A 21,455-nucleotide genomic window follows, 5' to 3' on the forward strand; every position below is an offset into this window, starting at 1 on the left:
GAGGGTAGGCTCCGGCGACGTGGAATACCTCGTCGGGGTCGCGGTGGTGGCGGTCCTCGTGGGCGTGCCCGCGATCGTGCTCTGGCGGGTCATGCGCGGGCGCCGCGAGCTGGGCACCAGCCCGGCCGAGCGGGCCACCTTCGAGACGCTCCACACCGCCTCGCTCGCCGGCCCGTCGCTGCGGGCCGGGCTGACCGCCGACGGGGCGGAGCGGGCCTCGCGGCACCTGCGCGCGCTGCTCGGCTCGTCCGCGCTGGCCATCACCGACGGCGAACGGCTGCTGGTCTACGACGGCGCCGGTGACCACCACGCCGCGCGGGCGTTCGAGCACGCCGAGGCGACGCTGCAGGACGGCCGCACCCAGGTGCTGACCGTGGAGTGCGACCTGCTGGAGTGCCCGATCAGGCACGCCGTGGTGGTGCCGCTGACGACCGACGACCGGGTGGTCGGGGCGCTGGCCGCCTACGGCCCGAACGCCTCGGCCGGCCTGGTCCGGGCCGCGCAGGAGGTGGCCGGGTGGGTCGACTCCCAGCTGGAGCTGGCCGACCTGGACCGTTCGCGCACGCTGCTGATGGAGGCCGAGGTGCGGGCGCTGCGCGCGCAGATCTCGCCGCACTTCATCTACAACTCGCTGACCACGATCGCCTCGTTCGTCCGCACCGACCCCGAACGCGCCCGCGAGCTGCTGCTGGAGTTCGCCGACTTCACCCGCTACTCCTTCCGCAGGCACGGCGAGTTCACCACGCTGGCCGAGGAGCTGCGCTCGATCGACCGCTACCTGATCCTGGAGCGGGCCCGATTCGGCGACCAGTTGCAGGTGACGCTGCGCATCGCGCCCGAGGTGCTGCCTGTCGCCGTGCCGTTCCTGTGCCTGCAACCGCTGGTGGAGAACGCCGTCAGGCACGGCCTGGAGAGCAAGAACGGCGTCGGCCGCATCGCGATCATCGCCGAGGACGCCGGCGCCGAGTGCCGCATCAGCGTCGAGGACGACGGCCTCGGCATGGACCCCGACCGGCTGCGCCGCATCCTCGCCGGTGAGATCGCCCCCGAGGGCGGAGTGGGGCTGGCCAACGTGGACGAGCGGCTCCGCCAGGTGTACGGAGACGACTTCGGGCTGGTCGTCGAGACGGGCGCCGGAGCGGGCACGAAGGTCAACGTCAGGTTGCCGAAATATCACCCCGGCGTCTCAGCCCGTTGACCTCGATCTTTGTTGTCGGTTTTATCACTGTCTATGGCACAACTACGGGTTCTCGCGGTCGACGACGAGCTTCCCGCCCTGGAAGACCTGTCCTACCTGCTCCGCGCCGACCCCCGCATCGGCGAGGTCGCCACCGCCAGGGACGGGGCGGCGGCGTTACGCCTGCTCGACCGTGCCATCGCCGAAGGCCGGCCGATCGACGCGGTCTTCCTCGACATCAGGATGCGCGGGCTGGACGGCGTCGTGCTGGGGCGGCTGCTGTCGCAGTTCGCCAACCCGCCGCGGGTCGTGTTCGTCACGGCCTACGAGGAGCACGCCGTCGACGCCTTCGAGATCAAGGCCGAGGACTACCTGCTCAAACCCGTGCGCCCGGAACGCCTGGCCGAGGCGATCAGGCGGGTCGCCGTCTCGGCCGACGTGCCGGTGGACGCCGGAGAGTCCGACACGATCCCGGTCGAGCTGGGCGGCGTGACCCGGTTCGTCTCCAGCGCCGACGTCGTCTACGTCGAGGCGCAGGGCGACTACGCCCGGCTGCACACCGCCACGGGCAGCCACCTGGTGCGCATCCCGCTGGCCACACTGGAGGAACGCTGGTCCACGGCCGGGTTCGTCCGCGTGCACCGCAGCCATCTGGTGGCCGTCAAGCACATCGAGGAGCTGCACATCGACTCCGGGCGGTGTACGGTCCGGGTGGGCGAGACCGAGATACCGGTCAGCCGCCGCCACACCCGCGAGTTGCGCGACCTGCTCGTCCGCCGGGCCAGGAAGGGGAGACCGGAGTGAGCCCCGAGTCCCGTCCGGCGCGCAGGGTCCCGTCCGGCCGCGCCGACGTGCCGCGCCGGGTGACCGTCACGAGCCCCCGCACGACCGCCGCGCGCCGCCCCCGGTTCCCCGCCACCCGCGAGATCGACGAGCAGACCCACCTGGGCGAGGTCTACATGCGCTCGCTGCTGCGCACCCAGTTCCGCCTCGCGTTGTTCGTCTGCACCGTGCTGGCGTGCGTGGTGGGCGGGCTGCCGCTGCTGTTCCTGTCCATCCCGGAGCTGCGCGAGGCCCACCTGCTCGGCGTCCCGCTGCCGTGGGCGGTGCTCGCCGGCCTCATCTACCCCGCCTTCGTCATCGGCGCCTGGCTCTACGTACGCCAGGCCGAGCGCAACGAGCGCCACTTCGCCGACCTGGTCGAACGGCCGTGAGCGGGCAGGGCGCCGGGCGGCCGGCGGAGCCGATCCGATGAGCCTGGCGGCGGTGGTCACCGTGATGGTGGCGACCGTGCTCATCGGCGCGTTCGGCATCCGCTTCTCCCGCACCACCTCCGACTTCTACGTCGCCTCGCGCACCGTCAGCCCGCTGTGGAACGCCTCGGCCATCGGCGGCGAATACCTGTCTGCCGCGTCGTTCCTCGGCGTGGCCGGGCTGATCCTGTCGTTCGGCGCCGACATGCTCTGGCTGCCCGTCGGCTGGACCGGTGGCTACCTGGTGCTGCTCGTGCTGGTGTCGGCGCCGCTGCGCCGCTCGGGGGCCTACACGCTGCCCGACTTCGCCGAGTCCCGGCTGGAGTCGATGACCGTGCGCCGCACGGCCAGCGTGCTGGTGGTGCTCATCGGCTGGCTCTACCTCATGCCGCAGTTCCAGAGCGCGGGCCTGGTGCTGCGGACGATCACCGGGGCGCCGGTGTGGGCGGGCGGGCTGCTGGTGGCCGTCGTGGTCGCGGTCAACGTGCTGTCCGGCGGCATGCGGTCGATCACGTTCGTGCAGGCGTTCCAGTACTGGCTCAAGCTGACCGCGCTGGCCCTGCCGCTGGTCTTCCTGCTGCTGGCCTGGCAGAGCGACGGCGCGCCGGCGGTGAGCGCGCAGGACGCGGCGACCTGGCAGGTGCCGCTGGCCGGGGGCAAGGAGTACGGGCTCTACTCGACCTACTCGCTGATCCTGGCCACGTTCCTCGGCACGATGGGGCTGCCGCACGTGCTGGTGCGCTTCTACACCAACCCCGACGGCCAGGCGGCCCGCCGCACGACGCTGGTCGTGCTGTCGCTGCTCGGCGCCTTCTACCTGCTGCCCGCGTTGTACGGCTGGCTGGGCCGGATGTACGCGCCCGACCTGGTCCGCACGGACGCGGTCGTGCTCACGCTGCCCGGCCGGATGATCGGCGGCACCCTGGGCGACCTGCTGACGGCGCTGGTCACGGCGGGGGCGTTCGCGGCGTTCCTGTCGACCTCGTCGGGGCTGACCGTGTCGGTGGCCGGGGTGATCGCCCAGGACCTGCTCAAGGGCGGGGTGCGCTCGTTCCGGATCGCGACCCTGATGGCGGTGGTCGTGCCGCTGGCGCTGGCGCTGTGGGCCCGCGCCCTGCCCGTGGCCGACGTGGTGGGGCTGGCGTTCGCGGTCGCCGCGTCGTCGTTCTGCCCGCTGCTCGTGCTCGGCATCTGGTGGCGGCGGCTCAGCAGCACGGGGGCGCTGGCCGGGTTGTTCGTGGGCGGCGGGCTGGCCTGCGCCGCGGTGCTGGTCACCATCATCGGCGGGCCCTACCAAGGGCTGGCGAACGCGCTGCTCGCCCAGCCCGCCGCGTGGACCGTGCCGATCGCGTTCGCGGTCATGGTGGCGGTGTCGTTCCTGACCCCGCACCGGGTGCCGCCGGGCGTGGCCAGGACGATGGTCCGGCTGCACACGCCGGAGAACCTCGCCCTCGACCGCGGCGACTGGCGGCCCCGCTCCTCGTGACCCCCCGCCCTCGCCGGGGTGATGAAGCGCGGCGCTGTCATAGTGTGCGCCATGGACGATGAATGGATCTGTGGCCGGTTGGGCGAGGACGAGCCCTGGGTGCTGGGCGCGGTCAACCCGCCGGTCTTCGAGAACTCCCTGTTCACCTTCGGCTCGGCGGAGGAGCTCGGCGAGGCGATCAGGAACGAGGACGAGCGGTACGTCTACTGGCGCGGCACCAACCCCACCGTCGACCTGCTGCAGCGCAAGCTGGCCGCGCTGGAGCGGGGGGAGCGGGCCAAGTGCTTCGGCTCCGGGATGGGCGCGATCGCCGCGACCATCTCCTCGCGGGTGTCGGCCGGTGACCATGTGCTGGTGCTCGGCGCGGTCTACGGGCCGACCACGCAGTTTCTGCGCTACCTGGAGAAGTTCGGCGTCACGCACACGCACGCCGACGACCTCGACGGCTGTGCCCGCGCCGTCGGGCCGGGCACCCGCCTGCTCTACTTCGAGTCGCCCTCCTACATGCGCTACGAGGTCTTCGACATCCCCGCGGTGACGTCGTGGGCGGCCGGGCACGGGCTGGTGACCGTGATGGACAACACCTGGTCCACGCCGATCTTCCAGAAGCCGCTGACCATGGGCGTGGACCTGGTCGTGCACTCCCTGTCGAAGTACGCGGGCGGCCACAGCGACCTGGTCGGCGGGGTGGTCGTCGGCCCGGCGCGGCTGATCAGGCCGCTGGCGCTGACCGAGTACCAGCTCTACGGGGCCGCGATGTCGCCGCACGACGCGGCCAAGGTGATCAAGGGGCTGCGCACGCTGCCCGTCCGGATGGCCGCCCACCAGGAGCGCGGCCTGGCGGCCGCGGCCTTCCTGGCCGGCCATCCGGCGGTGCGGCGGGTGAACCATCCGGGCCTGCCGTCGCACCCCGGTCACGCGCTGGCCCGCCGCCAGATGGCCGGCTTCTCCAGCCTGTTCAGCGTCGAGCTGGCCACGGAGTCGCGAGCGGAGGTCGCCGCATTCCTCGACGCGCTCCGGCATTTCAGGATCGGGGTGTCCTGGGGTGGGTTCGAGAGCCTGGTCAACGCGCCGGCGCTGTCCGTCGAGGAGAGCGTGCGCGCCACCATGGGCGTCCCCGTCGGGCTGGTGCGGCTGTCGGTCGGCCTGGAGGCGGCCGACACCCTGATCAAGGATCTCGGCCTGGCGCTGGAAGGGGCGGTCGCCTGGCGTGAGTGACGGCGCTGTCCCACTTCTCGCGAGAGTCTCACCTCTCTCGCGGGGGCCTCACCGCCGGGACGGCCGGGAGGTGAGGCGGCGACCGTTCGTCGTACGGAAGGGACCTTTCGCCGCAACCCATGCACAACTAACCGCCGTGCGCCTGCGACTCGCCGAACAACCACATCCGCGCTCTCCACGGCGGATAGGTTGCGCTCTTACCTTGAGCGTGATCCGCATCACAGTGGAGGACTCGTGACGACCAGAGAACATGACGCATCTGTCTATGAGCAAGTGCAGGAGAGTAGCGAATTCCAGGATTTGAAGCGGCGCTTCCGCCGGTGGACGTTCCCGATGACCGTGGCCTTCCTGGCGTGGTACCTGCTCTACGTGGTGCTGTCCGGCTGGGCGCGTGACTTCATGGGCATCAAGATCCTCGGCAACCTGAACATGGCGCTGCTGTTCGGGCTGCTCCAGTTCGTGTCGACGTTCTGGATCGCCTGGGCCTACGCCCGCCACGCCGAGAGGAAGCTCGACCCCATCGCCGACAAGCTCCGCCACGAGGTCGAGGAGAAGGCCAAGTGAATTCCGAACTCCTGGCCACCATTCTGTTCCTCGCCTTCGTCGCGCTGACGTTGGTGATCACCTTCAGGGCCAGCCGGCAGAACAAGACCGCCGCCGACTTCTACGCCGGCGGCCGGTCCTTCAGCGGGGCCCAGAACGGCCTGGCGATCGGCGGTGACTACATGTCGGCCGCCTCGTTCCTCGGCATCGCCGGCATCATCGCCCTGTCCGGCTACGACGGCTTCCTCTACTCCATCGGCTTCCTGGTGGCGTGGCTGGTCGCGTTGCTGCTGGTCGCCGAGCTGATGCGCAACTCCGGCAAGTTCACCATGGCCGACGTGCTGGCCTTCCGGATGAGCCCCCGCCCGGTGCGCACCGCCGCGGGCGTCTCCACGATCACGGTCAGCATCTTCTACCTGCTGGCCCAGATGGTCGGCGCGGGCGCCCTGGTCGGCCTGCTCCTCGGCATCACCTCCCCGTCGGGCAAGGCGTGGACGATCGTCGGCGTGGGCGCCCTCATGATCGTGTACGTGGTGTTCGGCGGCATGAAGGGCACCACCTGGGTGCAGATCGTCAAGGCCGTGCTGCTGATGGGCGGCGCGGCGCTGATCACCGTCCTGGTGCTGGCGCACTACGGCTTCAACCTCTCGTCCCTGCTGGGCGAGGCGGCGTCGCAGAGCGGCAAGGGCGACAACTTCCTCATCCCCGGCCTCAAGTACGGCACCGAGGCGCAGGGCCTGGCCGGCAAGATCGACCTGATCAGCCTCGGCCTCGCCCTGGTGCTCGGCACCGCCGGCCTGCCGCACATCCTGATCCGCTTCTACACCGTCCCGACCGCCAAGGACGCCCGCAAGTCGGTGCTCTGGGGCATCGGCATCATCGGCACGTTCTACCTGCTCACCCTGGTCCTCGGCTTCGGCGCCGCGGCCCTGGTCGGCAGCAAGGCGATCGCCGCGGCCGACAAGGCGGGCAACACGGCCGCGCCGCTGCTGGCCAAGGCCATCGGTGAGACGTTCCTCGGTGAGGTGGGCGGCACGATCCTGCTGGCCCTGATCGGCGCGGTCGCCTTCGCCACGATCCTGGCCGTGGTGGCCGGGCTCACGCTCGCCTCCTCCTCCAGCTTCGCCCACGACCTGTACGCGCACGTCTTCAGGCGCGGCACCGCCACCGAGCGCGAGGAGGTGCTGGTGGCCCGCATCTCGGCGTTCGTCATCGGCGCCGTCTCGATCGGGCTGGGCATCCTGGCGCAGGGACAGAACGTCGCGTTCCTGGTGGCGCTGGCGTTCGCGGTGGCGGCGTCGGGCAACCTGCCGGCCATCCTCTACAGCCTGTTCTGGAAGAGGTTCAACACGGTGGGCGCCGTCAGCGCCATCTACGGCGGCCTGGTCTCGGCCCTCGTCCTGGTCATCTTCTCCCCGGTGGTGTCCGGAGGGCCGACCGCGCTGTTCAAGACGGCCGACTTCTCCTGGTTCCCGCTCAGCAACCCGGGCATCATCTCGATCCCGCTCGGCTTCCTGTGCGGCTGGCTCGGCACCGTGCTGAGCAAGGAGTACAACGCGGCCAAGTACGCCGAGATCGAGGTCCGCTCGCTCACCGGCGTCGGCGCCGAGCAGGCCGTGAAGCACTGACCCTCGCTCGGTGAGAGGGCCCGGCCGTCCCGTCGTGGCCGGGCCCTCCTTCCGCGCTACGAGGTCACGGGCTCGGCGCGCAGCCGGGCGGAGTGCTTCACCAGCGCGATGAGCACCTCCCTGCTCGACTCGCGCTTCCTGGCGTCGCACATGATGATCGGGATGGACGGGTTCAGCTGGAGCGCCAGCCGTACCTCGTCCAGCTCGAACGACGACGCCCCCTCGAAGCAGTTGACCGCCACCACGAACGGCGTGCCGCGCCGCTCGAAGTAGTCGACCGAGGGGAAGCAGTCGGCCAGGCGGCGGGTGTCGGCCAGGATGACCGCGCCCAGCGAACCCTCGGCCAGTTCGTCCCAGACGAACCAGAACCTCTCCTGTCCCGGAGTCCCGAACAGGTAGAGAACGTACTCGTCGCTGAGGGTGATGCGGCCGAAGTCCATCGCGACGGTGGTGGTGCGCTTGGCCTCCACCGCCGTCAGGTCGTCGACGCCGACGCCCCGGTCGGTGAGCACCTCCTCGGTGCGCAGTGGCCTGGTCTCGGAGACCGCGCCGACCATCGTGGTCTTGCCCGCGCCGAAGCCGCCGGCTATCAGGATCTTGATCGCCGTCGGGATGCGCGGGCGATCAGAGCGATCGAAGGCCATCGAGCACCGCCCTGTACAACTTCATGTCACGCATGTCCACCTCGGATTGCGGTTCCTGGGCCGATACGAGTTCCCTGTCGAACAGGTCGCCGAGCAGCACGCGGATGGTGCCCGCGGGCAGGTTCAGGTGGGCGGCGATCTCCGCGACGGACTTCGGCTCCCGGCAGAGCCGCAGGATGCGGAGATGCTCGGGGTCGAGGCCCGCCTCCGGGCCCGGTGGAGGGCCGACGGCCAGGGCCATGGAGATGAGATCGAACCTCCCGTGCGCGGGCCGGGTACGCCCCCGCGTCACGACGTACGGCCGGATGATCTCCGGATCGACCCAGTGCTCGTCGCCCGGTTCGTCCGGGCCGTTCACCGGTCGCTCCTGGCGACGGCCTCGCCGTTGCGCGCCGCCGAGGTGAGGTACTGGCCGACGCGGGCCACCAGCATGGCCATCTCGTAGGCGATCAGCCCGATGTCGGCGTTCTGCGCGCAGAGCACGGCCAGGCAGGCGCGGTCACCCGCCACGGTCACGATGAGGAACTGCGACCGCCACTCCACGACCGTCTGCTTGACCGCGCCGCCGCCGATGTGCTCGGAGACGCCCTTGGCCAGGCTCTGCAGCCCGGAGGAGACCGCCGACAGGTGCTCGCCGTCGGTCCGTTCGAGCCCTGCCGACGAGGCCATCAGCAGCCCGTCGGACGACAGCACGATGGCGTGGTCGGCCTCCTTAACGCGGCCGATCAGGTCGTCGAGGAGCCAGTTGAGATCCGTGCCGGAAGTCGGTGTCACGTGTCGCCTCCCGGCTGCTGGTCCTCCATGAGCTTGGCGGCCTCGGACCTGCCCAGCCGGGTGCCCGACTGCAGGGATCCCATCATGGCCCGGATCTCTTCTGGCGAGCGCTCGTCATCGTCTTCCTTGTCACTGGTCTGTACGGCGGGGGCCTCTTCGCGCAGCGCCGGTGCCAGGTTGGCCTGAGGCACCCGGAGCGGCAGGCCCGAGGGCGTGAACTCGGCGGGCTTCACATCGCTTTCCCCTTCGGGCTCCGGTTCGCGTGTGACGGGTGCCACCTGCTCCGTGGGGACGTCGGGCTGCAGCGTGAGCGCCCGGCGGGACGAGGCGACGTTGAGAGTACGGACGTTCTCGGACGAGGCGGGACGTACCGCCGTGGCGACCGCCGTGGGCCTGCGAGGCAGGCTGGCCCGGGGAACGTCCTCGGGGGCCTTCGGGCTGTCGTCCGGCTGCACGAGGTCCGGCGGCAGCAGCACGACGACCGTGGTCCCGCCGTACGGCGAGGCCTTCAGCACCACCTGGATCCCGTGGCGCTCGGCCAGCCGGCTGACCACGTACAGGCCGAGCCGGGCGGTGCCGGTGATGCGGAACTCCGGTGGGTCCGCGATGCGCTCGTTGGCGGCGGCCAGGTCCTCGGGCTTCATGCCGAGGCCGCGGTCCTCGATCTCGATGACGTAGCCGTTGGCCACGAGCTGCCCGCTGACCTGGACGGAGGTGTAGGGCGGGGAGAAGGAGACCGCGTTCTCGATCACCTCGGCGAGCAGGTGGATGACGTCGCCGACGGCCCGGCCCACCAGCACGACCTCGCCCATCGGCATGAGCGTCACCCGGGTGTAGTCCTCGACCTCGGCGAGCGCGCCGCGGACCACGTCCACCATCGGCACCGAGCGGCGCCAGGTGCGGGCGGGGGAGGAGCCGGAGAGCACGATGAGGTTCTCGGCGTTGCGCCGCATCCGGATGGCCAGGTGGTCCAGGCGGAAGAGCTCTTTCAGCTCCTCCGGGTCGGTCTCACGGCGCTCCATCACGTCCAGCACGGTCAGCTGCCGCTGCACCAGGCCCTGCGTCCGCCGGGCCAGGCTGAGCAGGATGTCGCGGATGCTGCGGCGCAGCTCGGCCTGCTCGGCGGCGACGCTGATGGCGGTGTGCTGCACGGCGTTGAACGCGTGGCCGACCTGGCCGATCTCGTCGTCGCCGAAGTCGAGGTCGGGCACCTCCTTCGAGACGTTCACCACCTCGCCGTGGCCGATCCGCTCGACCACGGTCGGCAGCCGCTCGTCCGACAGCTCATGTGCGGCGTCGCGCAGCTTCCTGAGCTGGGCGAGCAACTGCCGGGTCGTGGTGATCGACAGCACGATCGAGGCGATGACCGCCACCAGGCCCAGGCCGCCGGCCAGGACGAGGCGGACGATGACGCCCACGGCGACCGGGACGATGCGCTCCGCCAGGCGGTCGCCTGCCGCGAGCGTCACCCGCTGCATGTCGGCCAGCGTCGCCTCGGTCGCCTTGCGCCACTCATCGGCTTCCACCGGCAGCGGTCCGGTGCCGGATTCGTGCTGGATGAGCCGCTGCTCCATCGCCTGCACCCGGGTGGCGGGCTCGCTCTTCAGCCATTGCTCGAAGGCCGCCGAGTCCTCGTCCGGGAGCTGGGACATGGCCTCGGTCAGCGTGTGGCGGAAGATGCCCGCGGTGGAGACGAACTCGGCGTGGTCGTTCCCGGTGAAGACGCCCCTGGCGAAGACGCCGGCCATGAGCGCGTCCTCGCGCGCCAGCCACTCGCGCGAGCGGTGGATCTCCGACAGGGTCCGCCCGTCCTTGGCGATCTCCTTGTCGTCGAACGCCGCCACCGAGTCGTACATGCGGTAGAGGGAGTCGATCACATTGTTGTACGGGGCGGCCACGGCCTGTGAGGCGCCGGTCCGGCCCGCGTCGATCGACTTCCTGGCCGCGGCCAGCTTGGTCAGCTCGGCCCGCACGTCCGCGGCGCGCTCCATCAGCGCGTCGTCGGCGGCCAGCGCCAAGGTGAAGCTGTCGAGGGAGGCGGCGAACTCGGCGTGCGCCGCGTCGGTGCGCGCGCGCTGGTCGCGCAGGGCCTTGTCGGCACTCCTGACCCCGCCACCCAGTCGGGCGATGGTCTGGCGGCGCTCGCGCTGCAGCTCGACGAGCAGCGGCTCGCTCGGCTCGACCAGCTGGGCGTCGATGCTGGCCGCCCCGAGCAGGTTGACGCCCTCCCGCAGCGTCACCCACGCGGCGAACGCCCACAGCAGGGTGAGCGACACGATCAGGGCCGTGACCTTGGACCGGACGCTGGCGTTATGGAAGCGCATTGGGCCCACCCAGCGGAAAAGCGCGGTAAGCATGCCTTGTCAAGGCGGCAAAATGGGCATACCAGGAATCTGACACTCGGGTCACCCTAGCAATGTGCTATTGCTCCCTCAACACAAAACGGCACTATTAAGCCGCTATGTCCCATTTTTCCGGTTAATTTCGTTTTGTGGATGGCGTCCCGCCACGTGGAGGGCCGCCAGGACCGCGGCTCGCACAATTGCTGTCGGCGAGTATAGGTCCTTGTCATGCCACATTGGTGGGAAATGTGGTAGATCGACCGTCTGGAGAAGATAGTCGTATCCGCGCCCCGCTGCCCGCTTGCACCGCTCGTCCGGCTCCGGTCCTGACAGCAGCAGGGTCTGCACGGCGTACGCGGTCTCCTCCGGCACGCCCGTCCATCGCCCCCACGACCCGTCGTCCCGCTGGGTGGCCAGCACCCACTCCCGGGCCCGCAACACGGCGCCGGCGTGCTCCGGCCCGCCGAACTCGCCCAGCGCCAGCGCGCAGCCCAGCGTCGCGTAGTAGGGGGATGCGTGCCACCGGTCGTCCCAGCTCCCGTCGGGCCGCTGCCGCCCGGCCAGCCACCCGGCCACCCGCGCCATCACCGGCCCGTACCGCTCGGCGGCGGCGGGCCTGGCCCGCACATACTGGCCGAACGCGTCCAGCACGTGGGCGTTGACACTGGGCGAGAAGCCGTCCTCACCCTGCCAGGTGCAGAAGTGCGTGCCCGTGTCGAACAGCAGCAGCGACGCGGGGTCGCACGGCGCGCCGAGCAGGACCAGCGCATAGAGGGCGACGCTGGTGGTGTCCGCGTCGGCCGGCAGCCCGGCCCCCGCCGGCGTGCCTTCCGGGCCGATCGCCGCCCGCAGGTCGGCGATCATCTCCGGCGGCGCCTCCACCGGCACGCCCGCCCTGGCCAGCCAGCTCAGCACCCAGCCACGCTCGAAGACGGTGATCGGCAAGCCGACCGGGACCGGCCCGCCGAACCGCTTGGCCACCGCCTCCAGGTGGTGCCTGGCCGAGTCGGCCGAATCGGGCGGCGCGGAGCCACCGAGCCACGCGGCCGTCGCCGCCGGCGAGGCGCCGACCGTGCCGATCGGCGTGGGCAGCACGCCGTCCACCCGCTGCGGCGCCACCGCCTCCAGCACGTGCAGCACCTTCTGCGGCGGCTCCGCGCCGGACTCCAGCAAACGCCTGACCAGCCCGAGCCGGGAGCCGTCCAGCCCGGGCGGACGCGGCAGCGGCTCGTCGAACCCGTGCGCGTCGATGAGCGCCACCAGCGACGGCACGATCAGGTCGATGGCCGGGGTGTCCGGCAGCTCGGGCGGTTGCGTGAGCATGCGACGCAGCGCCTCCAGCCCCGCCTTCGCGGCCGGCAGGAGCACCTCGCGGTCGCCGTCGCGCGCGGCGCTCATCAGCGCCTCCGTGGCGCTCAGCGTCGGTACGAGCCGGTAGGCGCCGGGCGGGCCCCACGAGCCGTCCTCAGCCTGCTCGGCCAGCAGGAACGCGATCCGCTCCCGATGACCGGCGAGCCAGGGGGCCAGCGTGACCAGCCGCCCCGTCTCGTACACCGAAGGGGACACCTGGCCCCATGGCGTGGCCATGAGACCGGCGACCAGGTCGGCGGCGCGCCGTGCGATGTCAGTGCTCATGGCTCTGTCGCTCATGGCTCTGTCGCTCATGGCTCTGTCGCTCATGGCTCTGTCGCTTATGGCTTTCTCGCTCATAGCTCCCTCGAAGCCCAAAAGTCGGACAGCCCGTAGAAGCCGGCGCTGTAGTGGATCTGCCACCAGAGGTACTCGGCGGCCCGGGGATGGTCGCCGCGCACCGGCTCGATCAGCGCGGCGGCCTCGCTCGACAGCCCCGCCATGCGCGCGCTCACCTCGTCCGCCGTCATGCCGAGCGTGAGAGCGTTGACGTCACCGGATGCCGACTCCCTGCGATGCGTGGCCAGGTCGTTGAGCAGCCGCAGGTAGCGCTGCACCGTCTCGCCCGCCGCCCGCAGCCGCGCCAGGTCCCCGGGGGCCGTGACCTCGCCGGTGTAGATCCAGTGCGAGACGGCGATGAACAGGGCGCCGCTGCTGTCGGCGTTGGCCAGATACTCCTCCCGGGCGGGCTTGTCCCCGCCCCGGCTCCACTCCCACTCGCGGGCCATCGCGGCGAGCATGCGCTCCAGCCGGTCGTGCCAGTCCGCCTCCAGCGCGGCGAAGGCGGGCGCGGTGGCCAACTCGGCGCGCAGGTCGGCGAGGAAGCGGGTGACGGGGGAGACGGGCGCCGACCCGGCCACGGCCGCCAGGCACGTCTCCGTCAACGCCGCCACGTCGTCCCGCGAGGCCGCCTCCTCGTCGAACAGCCGGTCCACCGCGAACACCAGCAGCGACGCCCGGTTGACCGCGCGCAACCCCGCCACGCTCGACCACGGCGAGCCGAACGCGCCGGCCATCGCCAGCGAGCCGTAGAGGCCGGAGTCGAAGGACTCGCGGGGGAACAGGTCGTCGTACCGCGCCGCGCACCGCTCCAGATCGCGCCCGCCCGCCACCGCGAGCGCGCACGTCCGCCCGGTGGCGAACAGCTCGCCGGGATCGTTCACGGGCGGCCCGCCGGCACGAGGGTCATCGTCAGCCCGGGCGGGGGCCGCAGCGAGGAGGCCAGCCGCGGGGTCACCGGGTGGTCGACGTGCACCACCGGCCGGTACTTGCGCAGGATGCCGGCGATCAACAGCGGCGCCTCCATCAGGAACAGGTGCTGCCCCAGGCACACATGCGGGCCCGCGCCGAACGGCCAGTAGGCGTACCGATGCCGCCCGGAGTCCCGTCCCGGCGCGAACCGTTCCGGGTCGAACACCGACGGCGAGTCCCAGAACTCCGCCATCCGGTGCGTCAGGTACGGGCTGAGCAGCACGGTGGAGCCGGCCTTGATCTCGACCCCGCCGACCACGTCGGCGGCCACCGCCTTGCGCGGCAGGATCCAGCCCGGCGGGTAGAGGCGCAGCAGCTCGTTGACGAACATCCGCAGGTACGGCATGTGCGGCAGGTGCGCGGTGCTGACCGGGTCGCCGCCCACCACCCGGTCGATCTCCTCGTACACTTTCGCGGCGATGTCCGGGTAGGCGTCGAGGACCGGCCACACCCAGGTCAGCGCCGTGGCCGAGGTCTCGGTGGAGGCTCCGTGCATGGCCACCAGGTCGTCCCTGATCCGGCGGTCGCCCTCCTCGCCCGCGACGTCCTGGCGCGCCTTGACCAGGCGCGAGACGACGTCGGTGCTTTCCTCTTGGGCCCGCGCCCTGGCCTCCCGGATCCGGGGATACACCACCGCGTCGATGGCCTTGATCGCGTGCCGGAACGCCCGGTCGCCGGGCATCGGCACGCCCTCCGGCACGAACGGCATCACCAGCCGGACGGCCTTGGCCGTGACGGCGACGTCGTAGGCCGGCACCAGCCGGGCGATGTCCGCCACGGAGATCTTCGAGCCGAAGAACAGCCGGACGATCGTCGGGTGCACGATGGCCGAGATCCCCTTGGAGATGTCGAACGGCCGGCCGGGGGTGATCGTCTCCTCGATCAGCTCGTTGATGATCACAGCCATCTGCTCGGCCAGCGAGTTGACGTACCTGGCCGTGAAGAGCGGCTGCAGGATCCGCCGGCTCTCCGCCCAGGTCTCGCCGTCCGACAGGATGCCCTCGCCGAGCAGCGGCGCCAGCGGGTCCCAGAACATGCCCTCCCGGACGAAGTTGGGCTGGTTCTGGATCAGCACGTGCTGGACGTGGTCCGGATGGGTCACCAGGTACGGTCGGAAGGGGCCCATGTTCAGGCGGACGATCTCCCCGTCGGCCCGCTCGCTCGCCTTGACGAAGGCGTTGATCGGCGTGCGCGCGCTCCTGGACAAAGAGTGCAAAAATGGGACAACGGCAGCTTTACGTGTTGGAATGCCCTCAGTGGGCACGTATGCTCCTCCAGCCCGGCCGTCTCGCATGACGGGATATTTCTCGCAAAAGTGCGCCTTTGGGGTGGAGTATCACATGATCTTGTGTATAGATTCAAGATCGTACGGCGGCAGGAGCACCACGTGAATCTCAGCCATTCGGCAGCGGGAAGCCCTGGCGGCGATGCGATCGCACGTTGCCGGAGGCTGCTCGAACCATCCCTCCGAGCAGCGGTCTCCACACTGCATCCGTGGGGAGCGAGGATGGCCGCGTACGCGCTGGGCTGGTCCGACGCCGACGGCACGCCGCAGGAGGCCGGCGGCGGCAAGAACCTCCGGCCGGCCATCGCCATGCTGTGCGCCGAGGCCGTCGGCTCACCGGCGGAGTCGGCGCTGCCCGGGGCCGTGGCGGTGGAGCTGGTGCACGCGTTCTCACTGGTGCACGACGACATCATCGACCACGACGAGCGGCGCAGGCATCGCGAGGCGCTCTGGAAGGCCTACGGCGTGGGCCCCGCCCTGCTGGCCGGCGACTCGCTCCTGGCGCTCGCGATCGACCAGGTGGCGGGCGACTCCGTCGCGATGCGCTACCTGTCGAGGGCCCTGGTCGAGCTGGTGCGGGGCCAGACGGAGGACATGGCCTTCGAGAACCGCCCGTGGACAGGTCCGGGCGAGGTCTCGGCCCAGGAGTACGTCGAGATGGCCGCGGGCAAGACCGGCGGCCTGCTGGGCGCCGCGGCCGCGGCGGGCGTCGTGCTGGGCGGCGCGCCCGGGCTGGCGGAACGCATGTGGACGATGGGGCGCGAGCTGGGCGTCGCCTTCCAGATCATCGACGACCTGCTGAGCATGTGGGGTGACCCGGCCGTCACCGGCAAACCCATCCACAACGACCTGCGCCGCGGCAAGAAGACGTTCCCCGTCATCGCCGCCCTCGCGCCACCCGCCCCGCCCGCCGCGGCCCTGCTCGCCGCGGCCCGCCCGGCCGGGCGCGCCGCCCGCGAACTGTCCGCCCTGCTCGCCGTGGGCGTCCTGGACGACGACGCGGTACGCCGGGCCGCCCGGCTCGTCACGGAGGCGGGCGGTCGTGCCGCGGCCCTGGACCAGGCGCGGCTGCACCTCGCGACGGCCATGGAGATCGCCGACGAGTGCCTGCCCGCCGCCACCGAACTACGCGACCTGTGCCTGTCGCTCATCGACCGGAGCCACTGACCCGGCCATGAGACCCCCGGCCCCCGTACCGGGCGGAGGCGGGCCTCTCACGGCACGTGTGATCAGGGGCGGGAGGCCTCGTCGAGCAGCCGGAGCTCGTCGGCGCCGAGCTTGAGCCCGGCCGCGGTCAGCAGCGGCTGGAGCTGGGTGACGTCACGGGCGCTGGCGATCGGCGCGGTGACCGTGGGCTGGACCGCCAGCCAGGCCAGCGCCACCGACGCCGGCTCGACCTCGCGCTCGGCCGCCACCTTGGCCAGCGCCTCGATCGTCCGCGGCCCCCGCTCGGTCCGGAGGTACTCGGCGGCCGCTCCCGCCCGGGGGCTGTCGACGGAGACGCCCGGGGCGTACTTGCCGGTCAGGAAGCCGCGGGCGAGCGAGGACCACGGCGTGCTGGACAGCCCCTCCCTGCTGGTCACCTCCCGCAGCTCGCCCTCGTAGCCGCGCTCCACCAGGTTGTACTGCTGCTGGAGCGCGACGTAGCGGGCCAGGCCCTCGTCGTCGGAGATCTTCAGCGCCTCCGCCAGCCGGTCGGCGCCGTAGTTGGAGGCGCCGATGTAGCGGATCTTGCCCTCGCGCACCAGCGCGTCGAACGCGGCCAGCGTCTCGGCCAGCGGCGTGTCACGGTCGTCGACGTGCGCCCAGTAGAGATCGATGCGGTCGGTACGCAGTCGGCGCAGGGAGTTCTCGACCGCGGCGCGGATGGTCGCGGGCGCCAGGCCCTTGAACCCCTCCAGCATGCCGACCTTGGTGCCGAGCACGATCGAGTCGCGGTTGCCACGCTTGACCAGCCACTCGCCGATGATCGTCTCTGAGGTGGACTCACCGGTCGCCCAGTAGGGGTAGGAGTCGGCCGTGTCGATGAAGTTGCCCCCGCCCTCGACGTAGGCGTCGAGCACCTCGAAGGACGACTTCTTGTCGCTGGTCCAGCCGAAGACGTTGGTGCCCAGGGCTATCGGGGACACGGACAGGGCCGTGGTGCCTATCGATCTCATACGGCTATTATCCGCGCATCCAACAAGGAGGCTCTCATGGCCCTCCGACGGCGTGGCTGTGCGCACCCACTTCCACCACGGCGGGCACGACCACGCCTCCTGGCAGCGGGAACCGCACCGGGCCTGCCCCATGCTGACGAAGGCCATCGGCGTCCGGTGACCGACCGTCACGAGGGTCTCTCGTTCGCGGCATGGCGGTGCCCGACAGGTGGCGGTTAGGGTGCGGCTGTGGTGATCGGTGACGCGCGTACGCGCATCCTGGACGCGGCCGAGGAACTGTTCGCCGGTGGCGGGTACGAAGCCACTCCGACCGCGCTCATCGCCCGGCTGGCCAGTGTCCCCAAAGGGCTGGTCTTCCACTACTTCCCACGCAAGATCGACGTGCTGGTGGCGCTCGTCGACGAGCGCACGCTGATCGAGGAGACGCGCGAGGTCGACGCCGTCCCCGGCGACCCGGCGAGCACCCTGTCCAAGCTGGCGCGCAGGCTGCCGTTGCACGCCTCACCGGCGATGCGGCGCATCCTGTTCCGGGAGGCCGACACGCACGGCTCGGTCAGGGAACGGCTCGGCCGCCTCAACGGAGAGCTGATCAGGCGGGCCAGGTTCGCGCTCGAACTGGCCCTGCCGGGCACCCGGGGCGACGCGGCCAGGCTGGAGGTCGCGGCGGCCACCTTCGCCGCCGTGCTGCTCTACCAGGAGAACCTGTGCCAGCTAACGGGCCACCAGATCGACCCCGACGCGGTCGCGGAACTCATCGCCCACTCGCTCGTCTAGCAGCTCGTCGAGCGCGGTCCGCAGGTGGCCGAGCATGCTCCAGACGTCGTCCATCCGATCCGGGCAGGCCACGATGCCGAAGTCGAGCATCCCGTCGTAGGAGAAGCAGGTGATGTTGACGCCGCCGGTCATGTCGGTCAGCACCGACAGCGGATAGTAGGACAGGATCCGCCCGCCGCACAGATAGAGCGGGAACTGCGGGCCGGGCACGTTGCTGATGATCAGATTGATCGGCGGCACCGCCGACGCCAGCCGGAACAGCGCCGGGCTGGCCATGCTGGTCACCGGCGCGGGCAGCAGCGAGCACAGCTCCAGCAGCCAGCCGGCCGGGGCCGTGACGAAGCGGCGCTTGGCCGCGTTCATGGTCGCGCCCACCTTCCGCAGGCGGGCCTGGGGGTCGGCGACGTTCGTGGGCATCGGGGCCACCATGGCGGAGATCTGGTTGCCGACCAGATCCCTGGCGCTGGCCGTTCGGACCGCGACGGGCACGGCGGCGACCAGCGGCTCCTCGGGCAGCGCGCCGCGCTCCAGCAGCCATGACCGCAGGGCGGAGGTGCAGAGCGCCATGACGACGTCGTTGACGCTCATGCCGTTGGCCCGGGCCACGTTCTTGACGTCCTTGAGCGACACCGACCCGAACGACAGGTGGCGGCGGGCGCTGATGACGCCGTTCAGCGGCGTGCGTGGCGCGGAGAGCCGGGGCAGCTCGGGCCGGTGGTGCCGGTCTCCCGTCACGAACCTGGCCGCCTGCGCGATGGCCTTCGCGCCCGGGAGCGTCGCCGCGAGCGGGATCGCGTCGAGGTCGCCGGCCGCCTTGACGGCCGACCACACGGCCCGCACCGGATGGGCGGCCGTCCGCACGGCGGCGCCGGCCAGCATCTCGACCAGCCCCGGACCGTCCGTCCGTCCGTCGGGCACGGCCGGGATCTCCGATGCGCCCGGTGCGCCCGGCCCGCCCGGCTTCCGCCGGGACGCCGCGCCACGGCGGGCGAGCGCGGAGGTGGCGTGGCAGGTGTCGGGGGTGAGGTCGAGGAGGGTGGCGAGCGTTTCGGCGCCGGAGACGCCGTCGATGGCCGCGTGGTGCACCTTCGTGTAGACGGCGATCATGCCGTCGGCCAGCCCGTGGATCAGGTGCATCTCCCACAGCGGATGGGCCCGGTCCAGCCTGCGAGCGTGGATGCGGGCCACCGTGTCGGCCAGCTGCCGCTCGTCGCCGGGCTGCGGCAGGGTGAGCTCGAACAGATGGTTGTCGATGTCGAAGCCGGGGTCGGCCGCCCAGTAGGGGCGATCGAGGTCGAACGGCACCCGCACCAGCCGCAGGCTCAACGCGGGCGACAGGTGGAGCCGCTCCAGCAGGAGCGCGGCGAGCGTCTCACGGTTGACCGAGCCGTCGGCGGGGTCGAGGATCGCCAGGCCCGCCACGTGAGCGGCGGTGGTCGCGGACTCGACGTTGAGGAACTGCGCGTCGAGTGCGGTCAACTGGCGCATCTTCCCTCCTTTTCTCGGCGTGTGGTAAGGATCACATGAGACGGTTTCTCTGGCGTTTCCGCGAAAGTCTTTCAGATGAATTCGGGTATCCCGGACACCGTATTAGCGAATGTGCAGCTCACCCCGGATCGGTGACAATTCCCTATCCATGGACAACCTGCACGGGATGCCGCACGACAGCGTCGAAGTGATAACCGAAAGCTTGCCGCGGCGTGATCAGCGGCTGGGTCGCGCCGGTCTCGTCGGTCGCCCTCGCCATGAGCACGTGAGGTCCCGGCTGCTGCGGCGTCCACCCGATGTGCCACGGCAGCCAGGCCCCGACCAGGTGGTGGCCGTGATGCTCCGCCTGCTGCCAGGTGAGCCCGCCGTCGAAGCTGACCTCGACCCGGACGATCCGCCCGTGCCCCGACCATGATCTGCCGTGCAGGATGTGCGGCCCGCCGACAGGGACCGTCGCATTCCATGCGAGTTCGAACGCGCTTCGAACCGGCTGGTTCGTGACATCGCGGTAAAAAACGGTGTTCCATGGGGTGAAGGCCTCCGCGGTGGTCACCTCCATGTCTCCCAGCCATTTGATCGACGCTATTCCCACCCATCCCGGCACCACCAGGCGCGCCGGGAATCCGTGGTCGGGCGGAAGCGGCACACCGTTCATCTCGTAGGCGACCAGTACGTCGTCCGCGGCCTTACCGACGGGCAGCGGCCTGCGCACGTGCCCGTAGTCCTCGAACGGCGCGTCGAGCCCGCGCGGCACCACGTCCACGGCGTCCGGCCGCAGCCCGGCGCGTTCGAGCAGGTAGCCGAGCGGCACCCCGCGCCACCGTGCCACCCCGATGCCCCCGAGGCCCCACTGGATGCCGGGAATGGGATCGTGCTGCTGGATCTCGTAGAACCGCCGCCCGTTGCCGGCGCACTCGATCGCGGTGTCGACGGTCCGGGACGGCATGGCCAGCAGTTGCCGGTAGTCGTACTCGCCGGCGTGCCGCACCCCTGCCCCGTGCAGCCGGAGTCGCCAGGTGGAGGCGTCGATGAGAGGGGTGGAGGTGTGGTTGCGGACGAAGAACCGGTCGTTGGGGGTGTGGTAGCCCTCGCCGGCCATGGCCTCCCAGCGCATCTCGGCGTTCCCCTCGTGCAGGGTGAACAGGTGGTCAGGCAGGGGCTTGACGATCGTCGCCAGGGCTTGCTTCATTGACGTCACCTCCTTAATCCTAATTACCTACTGGTAAACCATTTAATCATTACCGTGCGTAATCGAGCACTCGCTCCGGAAGGAGCATGCCCAGATTTGGCCGGATAGCACATCTGCCTGCCTTGTCCGCCGTCCGGCCTCGATCGCTCGTCAACCTGGGGTTGACGGCGTGAGCTCCGGCAGTTGAAGCTCGACTACGACGAGGCCACGGCCGCCCAACGTGGAGACGTCGTGCCGGTGGTGGTTCACCGTGTTCGAGAACCGTTCGTTCTCTCTCAGGTGCAGGACGCCGCCGACGGCGTACCTCATCCGCAAGACGCTCGGCCTGGTTCGTGGCGCGAGCAGGCCGGGAGCGCAGAGCGTGGCCGTCTCGCGCGCAGTTGCGTGAGATAGCCGAGCGCAAGTTGCCCGATCTGAACATCGATGACGTGGAGGTGGCGATGAGGCAGGTCGCGGGTACGGCCCGATCGATGGGCGTGCTGGTGGCCGAGGTCTGACCTTTCCAGCCGGGGCCTCCGTGGTGGCTGCTTACACGGGTGCCGCGCCGGGTGTTCCGTTGGTGCCGCGCCGGGGGTTCTGTGGGTGCCGTGAAGGTGGGGTTCTGGTTGGTGCCGCGGAGGCGGGTGGGCGTTCCGGCCGACCGCGATTGCCTGGGCTCTGGTGCATTTTGGCCTTCGGCCTTGTTGCGGGCGCGGGGGTAACTGGCACGGTCTTAAGTCGGCCGGAACGCCCACCCGCCTCCGCTTTTACGCCGCCCCGCCGTCCTGTCTCGCCCGCCGCAGAACGGGCTGGAGTCCGTCGCCTTCCTCCTCACCGATGCTGAAGCGCCCGTTT

20 protein-coding genes are annotated in these 21,455 nt (G+C 70.8%); 10 read left to right on the forward strand and 10 right to left on the reverse strand.

Features of this window, described 5'->3' with window-relative positions; translation table 11 throughout:
- Nucleotides 1-19: 19 nt before the first annotated feature.
- From AB0C16_RS08375 to AB0C16_RS08405, 7 genes are all read left to right on the forward strand, one after another.
- Complete coding sequence (locus AB0C16_RS08375) at nucleotides 20-1,198, forward strand: histidine kinase (protein ID WP_357680306.1); 1,179 nt, start codon at nucleotides 20-22, stop codon at nucleotides 1,196-1,198.
- A 33-nt stretch (nucleotides 1,199-1,231) separates the two neighbouring features.
- Nucleotides 1,232-1,981 (forward strand): LytTR family DNA-binding domain-containing protein, encoded by a 750-nt coding sequence (locus AB0C16_RS08380; protein WP_357680307.1) that lies wholly within the window; start codon nucleotides 1,232-1,234, stop codon nucleotides 1,979-1,981.
- A complete protein-coding gene (locus AB0C16_RS08385; RefSeq protein WP_357680309.1) occupies nucleotides 1,978-2,391 on the forward strand; it encodes a hypothetical protein in 414 nt (137 codons plus the stop codon). The genes AB0C16_RS08380 and AB0C16_RS08385 overlap by 4 nt, the downstream gene beginning before the upstream one ends.
- 37 nt (nucleotides 2,392-2,428) lie before the next feature.
- A complete protein-coding gene (locus AB0C16_RS08390; protein WP_357680311.1) occupies nucleotides 2,429-3,916 on the forward strand; it encodes a cation acetate symporter in 1,488 nt (495 codons plus the stop codon).
- Between the two features lie 51 nt (nucleotides 3,917-3,967).
- Nucleotides 3,968-5,134 carry a PLP-dependent aspartate aminotransferase family protein gene (locus tag AB0C16_RS08395; protein ID WP_357680313.1) on the forward strand — a complete coding sequence of 389 codons (1,167 nt, stop codon included), beginning with the start codon at nucleotides 3,968-3,970 and terminating at the stop codon, nucleotides 5,132-5,134.
- Nucleotides 5,135-5,407: 273 nt separating this feature from the next.
- Complete coding sequence (locus tag AB0C16_RS08400) at nucleotides 5,408-5,698, forward strand: DUF485 domain-containing protein (protein ID WP_357680315.1); 291 nt, start codon at nucleotides 5,408-5,410, stop codon at nucleotides 5,696-5,698.
- Nucleotides 5,695-7,305 (forward strand): cation acetate symporter, encoded by a 1,611-nt coding sequence (locus AB0C16_RS08405; protein ID WP_357680317.1) that lies wholly within the window; start codon nucleotides 5,695-5,697, stop codon nucleotides 7,303-7,305. Before AB0C16_RS08400 ends, AB0C16_RS08405 begins: the two co-directional genes overlap by 4 nt.
- 56 nt (nucleotides 7,306-7,361) lie before the next feature.
- On the opposite strand, the gene AB0C16_RS08410 is transcribed toward AB0C16_RS08405, so the two are convergent.
- The 7 genes from AB0C16_RS08410 to AB0C16_RS08440 all read right to left on the reverse strand — a co-directional run bounded on the left by AB0C16_RS08410 (nucleotide 7,362) and on the right by AB0C16_RS08440 (nucleotide 14,933).
- On the reverse strand, nucleotides 7,362-7,949 hold the full coding sequence (locus AB0C16_RS08410) for an ATP/GTP-binding protein (protein ID WP_357680319.1): 588 nt from the start codon (nucleotides 7,947-7,949) through the stop codon (nucleotides 7,362-7,364).
- Nucleotides 7,930-8,307, reverse strand: a complete 378-nt coding sequence (locus AB0C16_RS08415; protein ID WP_357680321.1) for a DUF742 domain-containing protein — start codon at nucleotides 8,305-8,307, stop codon at nucleotides 7,930-7,932. The genes AB0C16_RS08410 and AB0C16_RS08415 overlap by 20 nt, the downstream gene beginning before the upstream one ends.
- Nucleotides 8,304-8,723 (reverse strand): roadblock/LC7 domain-containing protein, encoded by a 420-nt coding sequence (locus tag AB0C16_RS08420; protein ID WP_357680323.1) that lies wholly within the window; start codon nucleotides 8,721-8,723, stop codon nucleotides 8,304-8,306. The genes AB0C16_RS08415 and AB0C16_RS08420 overlap by 4 nt, the downstream gene beginning before the upstream one ends.
- Nucleotides 8,720-11,047, reverse strand: coding sequence for a nitrate- and nitrite sensing domain-containing protein (locus tag AB0C16_RS08425; protein WP_357680325.1), 2,328 nt, complete (start codon nucleotides 11,045-11,047; stop codon nucleotides 8,720-8,722). The genes AB0C16_RS08420 and AB0C16_RS08425 overlap by 4 nt, the downstream gene beginning before the upstream one ends.
- A gap of 135 nt (nucleotides 11,048-11,182) precedes the next feature.
- Nucleotides 11,183-12,700: a prenyltransferase/squalene oxidase repeat-containing protein gene (locus AB0C16_RS08430; protein ID WP_357680327.1), complete on the reverse strand. Its 1,518-nt coding sequence runs from the start codon at nucleotides 12,698-12,700 to the stop codon at nucleotides 11,183-11,185.
- A gap of 71 nt (nucleotides 12,701-12,771) precedes the next feature.
- The gene (locus AB0C16_RS08435) at nucleotides 12,772-13,638 is read right to left on the reverse strand and encodes a hypothetical protein (protein WP_357680329.1); all 867 of its coding nucleotides are present in this window, start codon (nucleotides 13,636-13,638) and stop codon (nucleotides 12,772-12,774) included.
- Nucleotides 13,635-14,933: a cytochrome P450 gene (locus AB0C16_RS08440; protein ID WP_357680331.1), complete on the reverse strand. Its 1,299-nt coding sequence runs from the start codon at nucleotides 14,931-14,933 to the stop codon at nucleotides 13,635-13,637. The genes AB0C16_RS08435 and AB0C16_RS08440 overlap by 4 nt, the downstream gene beginning before the upstream one ends.
- 300 nt (nucleotides 14,934-15,233) lie before the next feature.
- On the opposite strand from AB0C16_RS08440, the gene AB0C16_RS08445 reads away from it, so the two are divergent.
- Nucleotides 15,234-16,178 (forward strand): polyprenyl synthetase family protein, encoded by a 945-nt coding sequence (locus AB0C16_RS08445; protein WP_357680333.1) that lies wholly within the window; start codon nucleotides 15,234-15,236, stop codon nucleotides 16,176-16,178.
- A gap of 62 nt (nucleotides 16,179-16,240) precedes the next feature.
- Here the strand turns inward: AB0C16_RS08445 and AB0C16_RS08450 are convergent, their stop codons facing one another.
- The gene (locus tag AB0C16_RS08450) at nucleotides 16,241-17,170 is read right to left on the reverse strand and encodes an aldo/keto reductase (protein ID WP_357680335.1); all 930 of its coding nucleotides are present in this window, start codon (nucleotides 17,168-17,170) and stop codon (nucleotides 16,241-16,243) included.
- A gap of 228 nt (nucleotides 17,171-17,398) precedes the next feature.
- Here AB0C16_RS08450 and AB0C16_RS08455 point away from each other — a divergent pair, with 228 nt between their 5' ends.
- Nucleotides 17,399-17,944: a TetR/AcrR family transcriptional regulator gene (locus AB0C16_RS08455; protein WP_357680337.1), complete on the forward strand. Its 546-nt coding sequence runs from the start codon at nucleotides 17,399-17,401 to the stop codon at nucleotides 17,942-17,944.
- On the opposite strand, the gene AB0C16_RS08460 is transcribed toward AB0C16_RS08455, so the two are convergent.
- Both AB0C16_RS08460 and AB0C16_RS08465 read right to left on the reverse strand, forming a co-directional pair.
- Nucleotides 17,882-19,432, reverse strand: a complete 1,551-nt coding sequence (locus AB0C16_RS08460) for a wax ester/triacylglycerol synthase family O-acyltransferase (RefSeq protein ID WP_357680339.1) — start codon at nucleotides 19,430-19,432, stop codon at nucleotides 17,882-17,884. The genes AB0C16_RS08455 and AB0C16_RS08460 overlap by 63 nt on opposite strands.
- A 142-nt stretch (nucleotides 19,433-19,574) precedes the next feature.
- The gene (locus tag AB0C16_RS08465; protein WP_357680341.1) at nucleotides 19,575-20,621 is read right to left on the reverse strand and encodes a sulfite oxidase; all 1,047 of its coding nucleotides are present in this window, start codon (nucleotides 20,619-20,621) and stop codon (nucleotides 19,575-19,577) included.
- 380 nt (nucleotides 20,622-21,001) lie between these two features.
- Here AB0C16_RS08465 and AB0C16_RS08470 point away from each other — a divergent pair, with 380 nt between their 5' ends.
- Nucleotides 21,002-21,118: a hypothetical protein gene (locus AB0C16_RS08470; protein ID WP_357680343.1), complete on the forward strand. Its 117-nt coding sequence runs from the start codon at nucleotides 21,002-21,004 to the stop codon at nucleotides 21,116-21,118.
- Nucleotides 21,119-21,455 lie beyond the last annotated feature (337 nt).

This window comes from Nonomuraea sp. NPDC048916 (assembly GCF_040649575.1).
Lineage (GTDB): Bacteria > Actinomycetota > Actinomycetes > Streptosporangiales > Streptosporangiaceae > Nonomuraea.

Excerpts from the sequence above, each read along its gene's own strand:
- AB0C16_RS08380 (WP_357680307.1), top strand. The coding sequence starts at position 1,232 with ATGGCACAACTACGGGTTCTCGCGGTCGACGACGAGCTTCCCGCCCTG.
- AB0C16_RS08390 (WP_357680311.1), top strand. The coding sequence starts at position 2,429 with ATGAGCCTGGCGGCGGTGGTCACCGTGATGGTGGCGACCGTGCTCATC.
- AB0C16_RS08395 (WP_357680313.1), top strand. The coding sequence starts at position 3,968 with ATGGACGATGAATGGATCTGTGGCCGGTTGGGCGAGGACGAGCCCTGG.
- AB0C16_RS08410 (WP_357680319.1), bottom strand. The coding sequence starts at position 7,949 with ATGGCCTTCGATCGCTCTGATCGCCCGCGCATCCCGACGGCGATCAAG.
- AB0C16_RS08425 (WP_357680325.1), bottom strand. The coding sequence starts at position 11,047 with ATGCGCTTCCATAACGCCAGCGTCCGGTCCAAGGTCACGGCCCTGATC.
- AB0C16_RS08430 (WP_357680327.1), bottom strand. The coding sequence starts at position 12,700 with ATGAGCACTGACATCGCACGGCGCGCCGCCGACCTGGTCGCCGGTCTC.
- AB0C16_RS08445 (WP_357680333.1), top strand. The coding sequence starts at position 15,234 with ATGGCCGCGTACGCGCTGGGCTGGTCCGACGCCGACGGCACGCCGCAG.
- AB0C16_RS08450 (WP_357680335.1), bottom strand. The coding sequence starts at position 17,170 with ATGAGATCGATAGGCACCACGGCCCTGTCCGTGTCCCCGATAGCCCTG.
- AB0C16_RS08460 (WP_357680339.1), bottom strand. The coding sequence starts at position 19,432 with ATGCGCCAGTTGACCGCACTCGACGCGCAGTTCCTCAACGTCGAGTCC.
- AB0C16_RS08465 (WP_357680341.1), bottom strand. The coding sequence starts at position 20,621 with ATGAAGCAAGCCCTGGCGACGATCGTCAAGCCCCTGCCTGACCACCTG.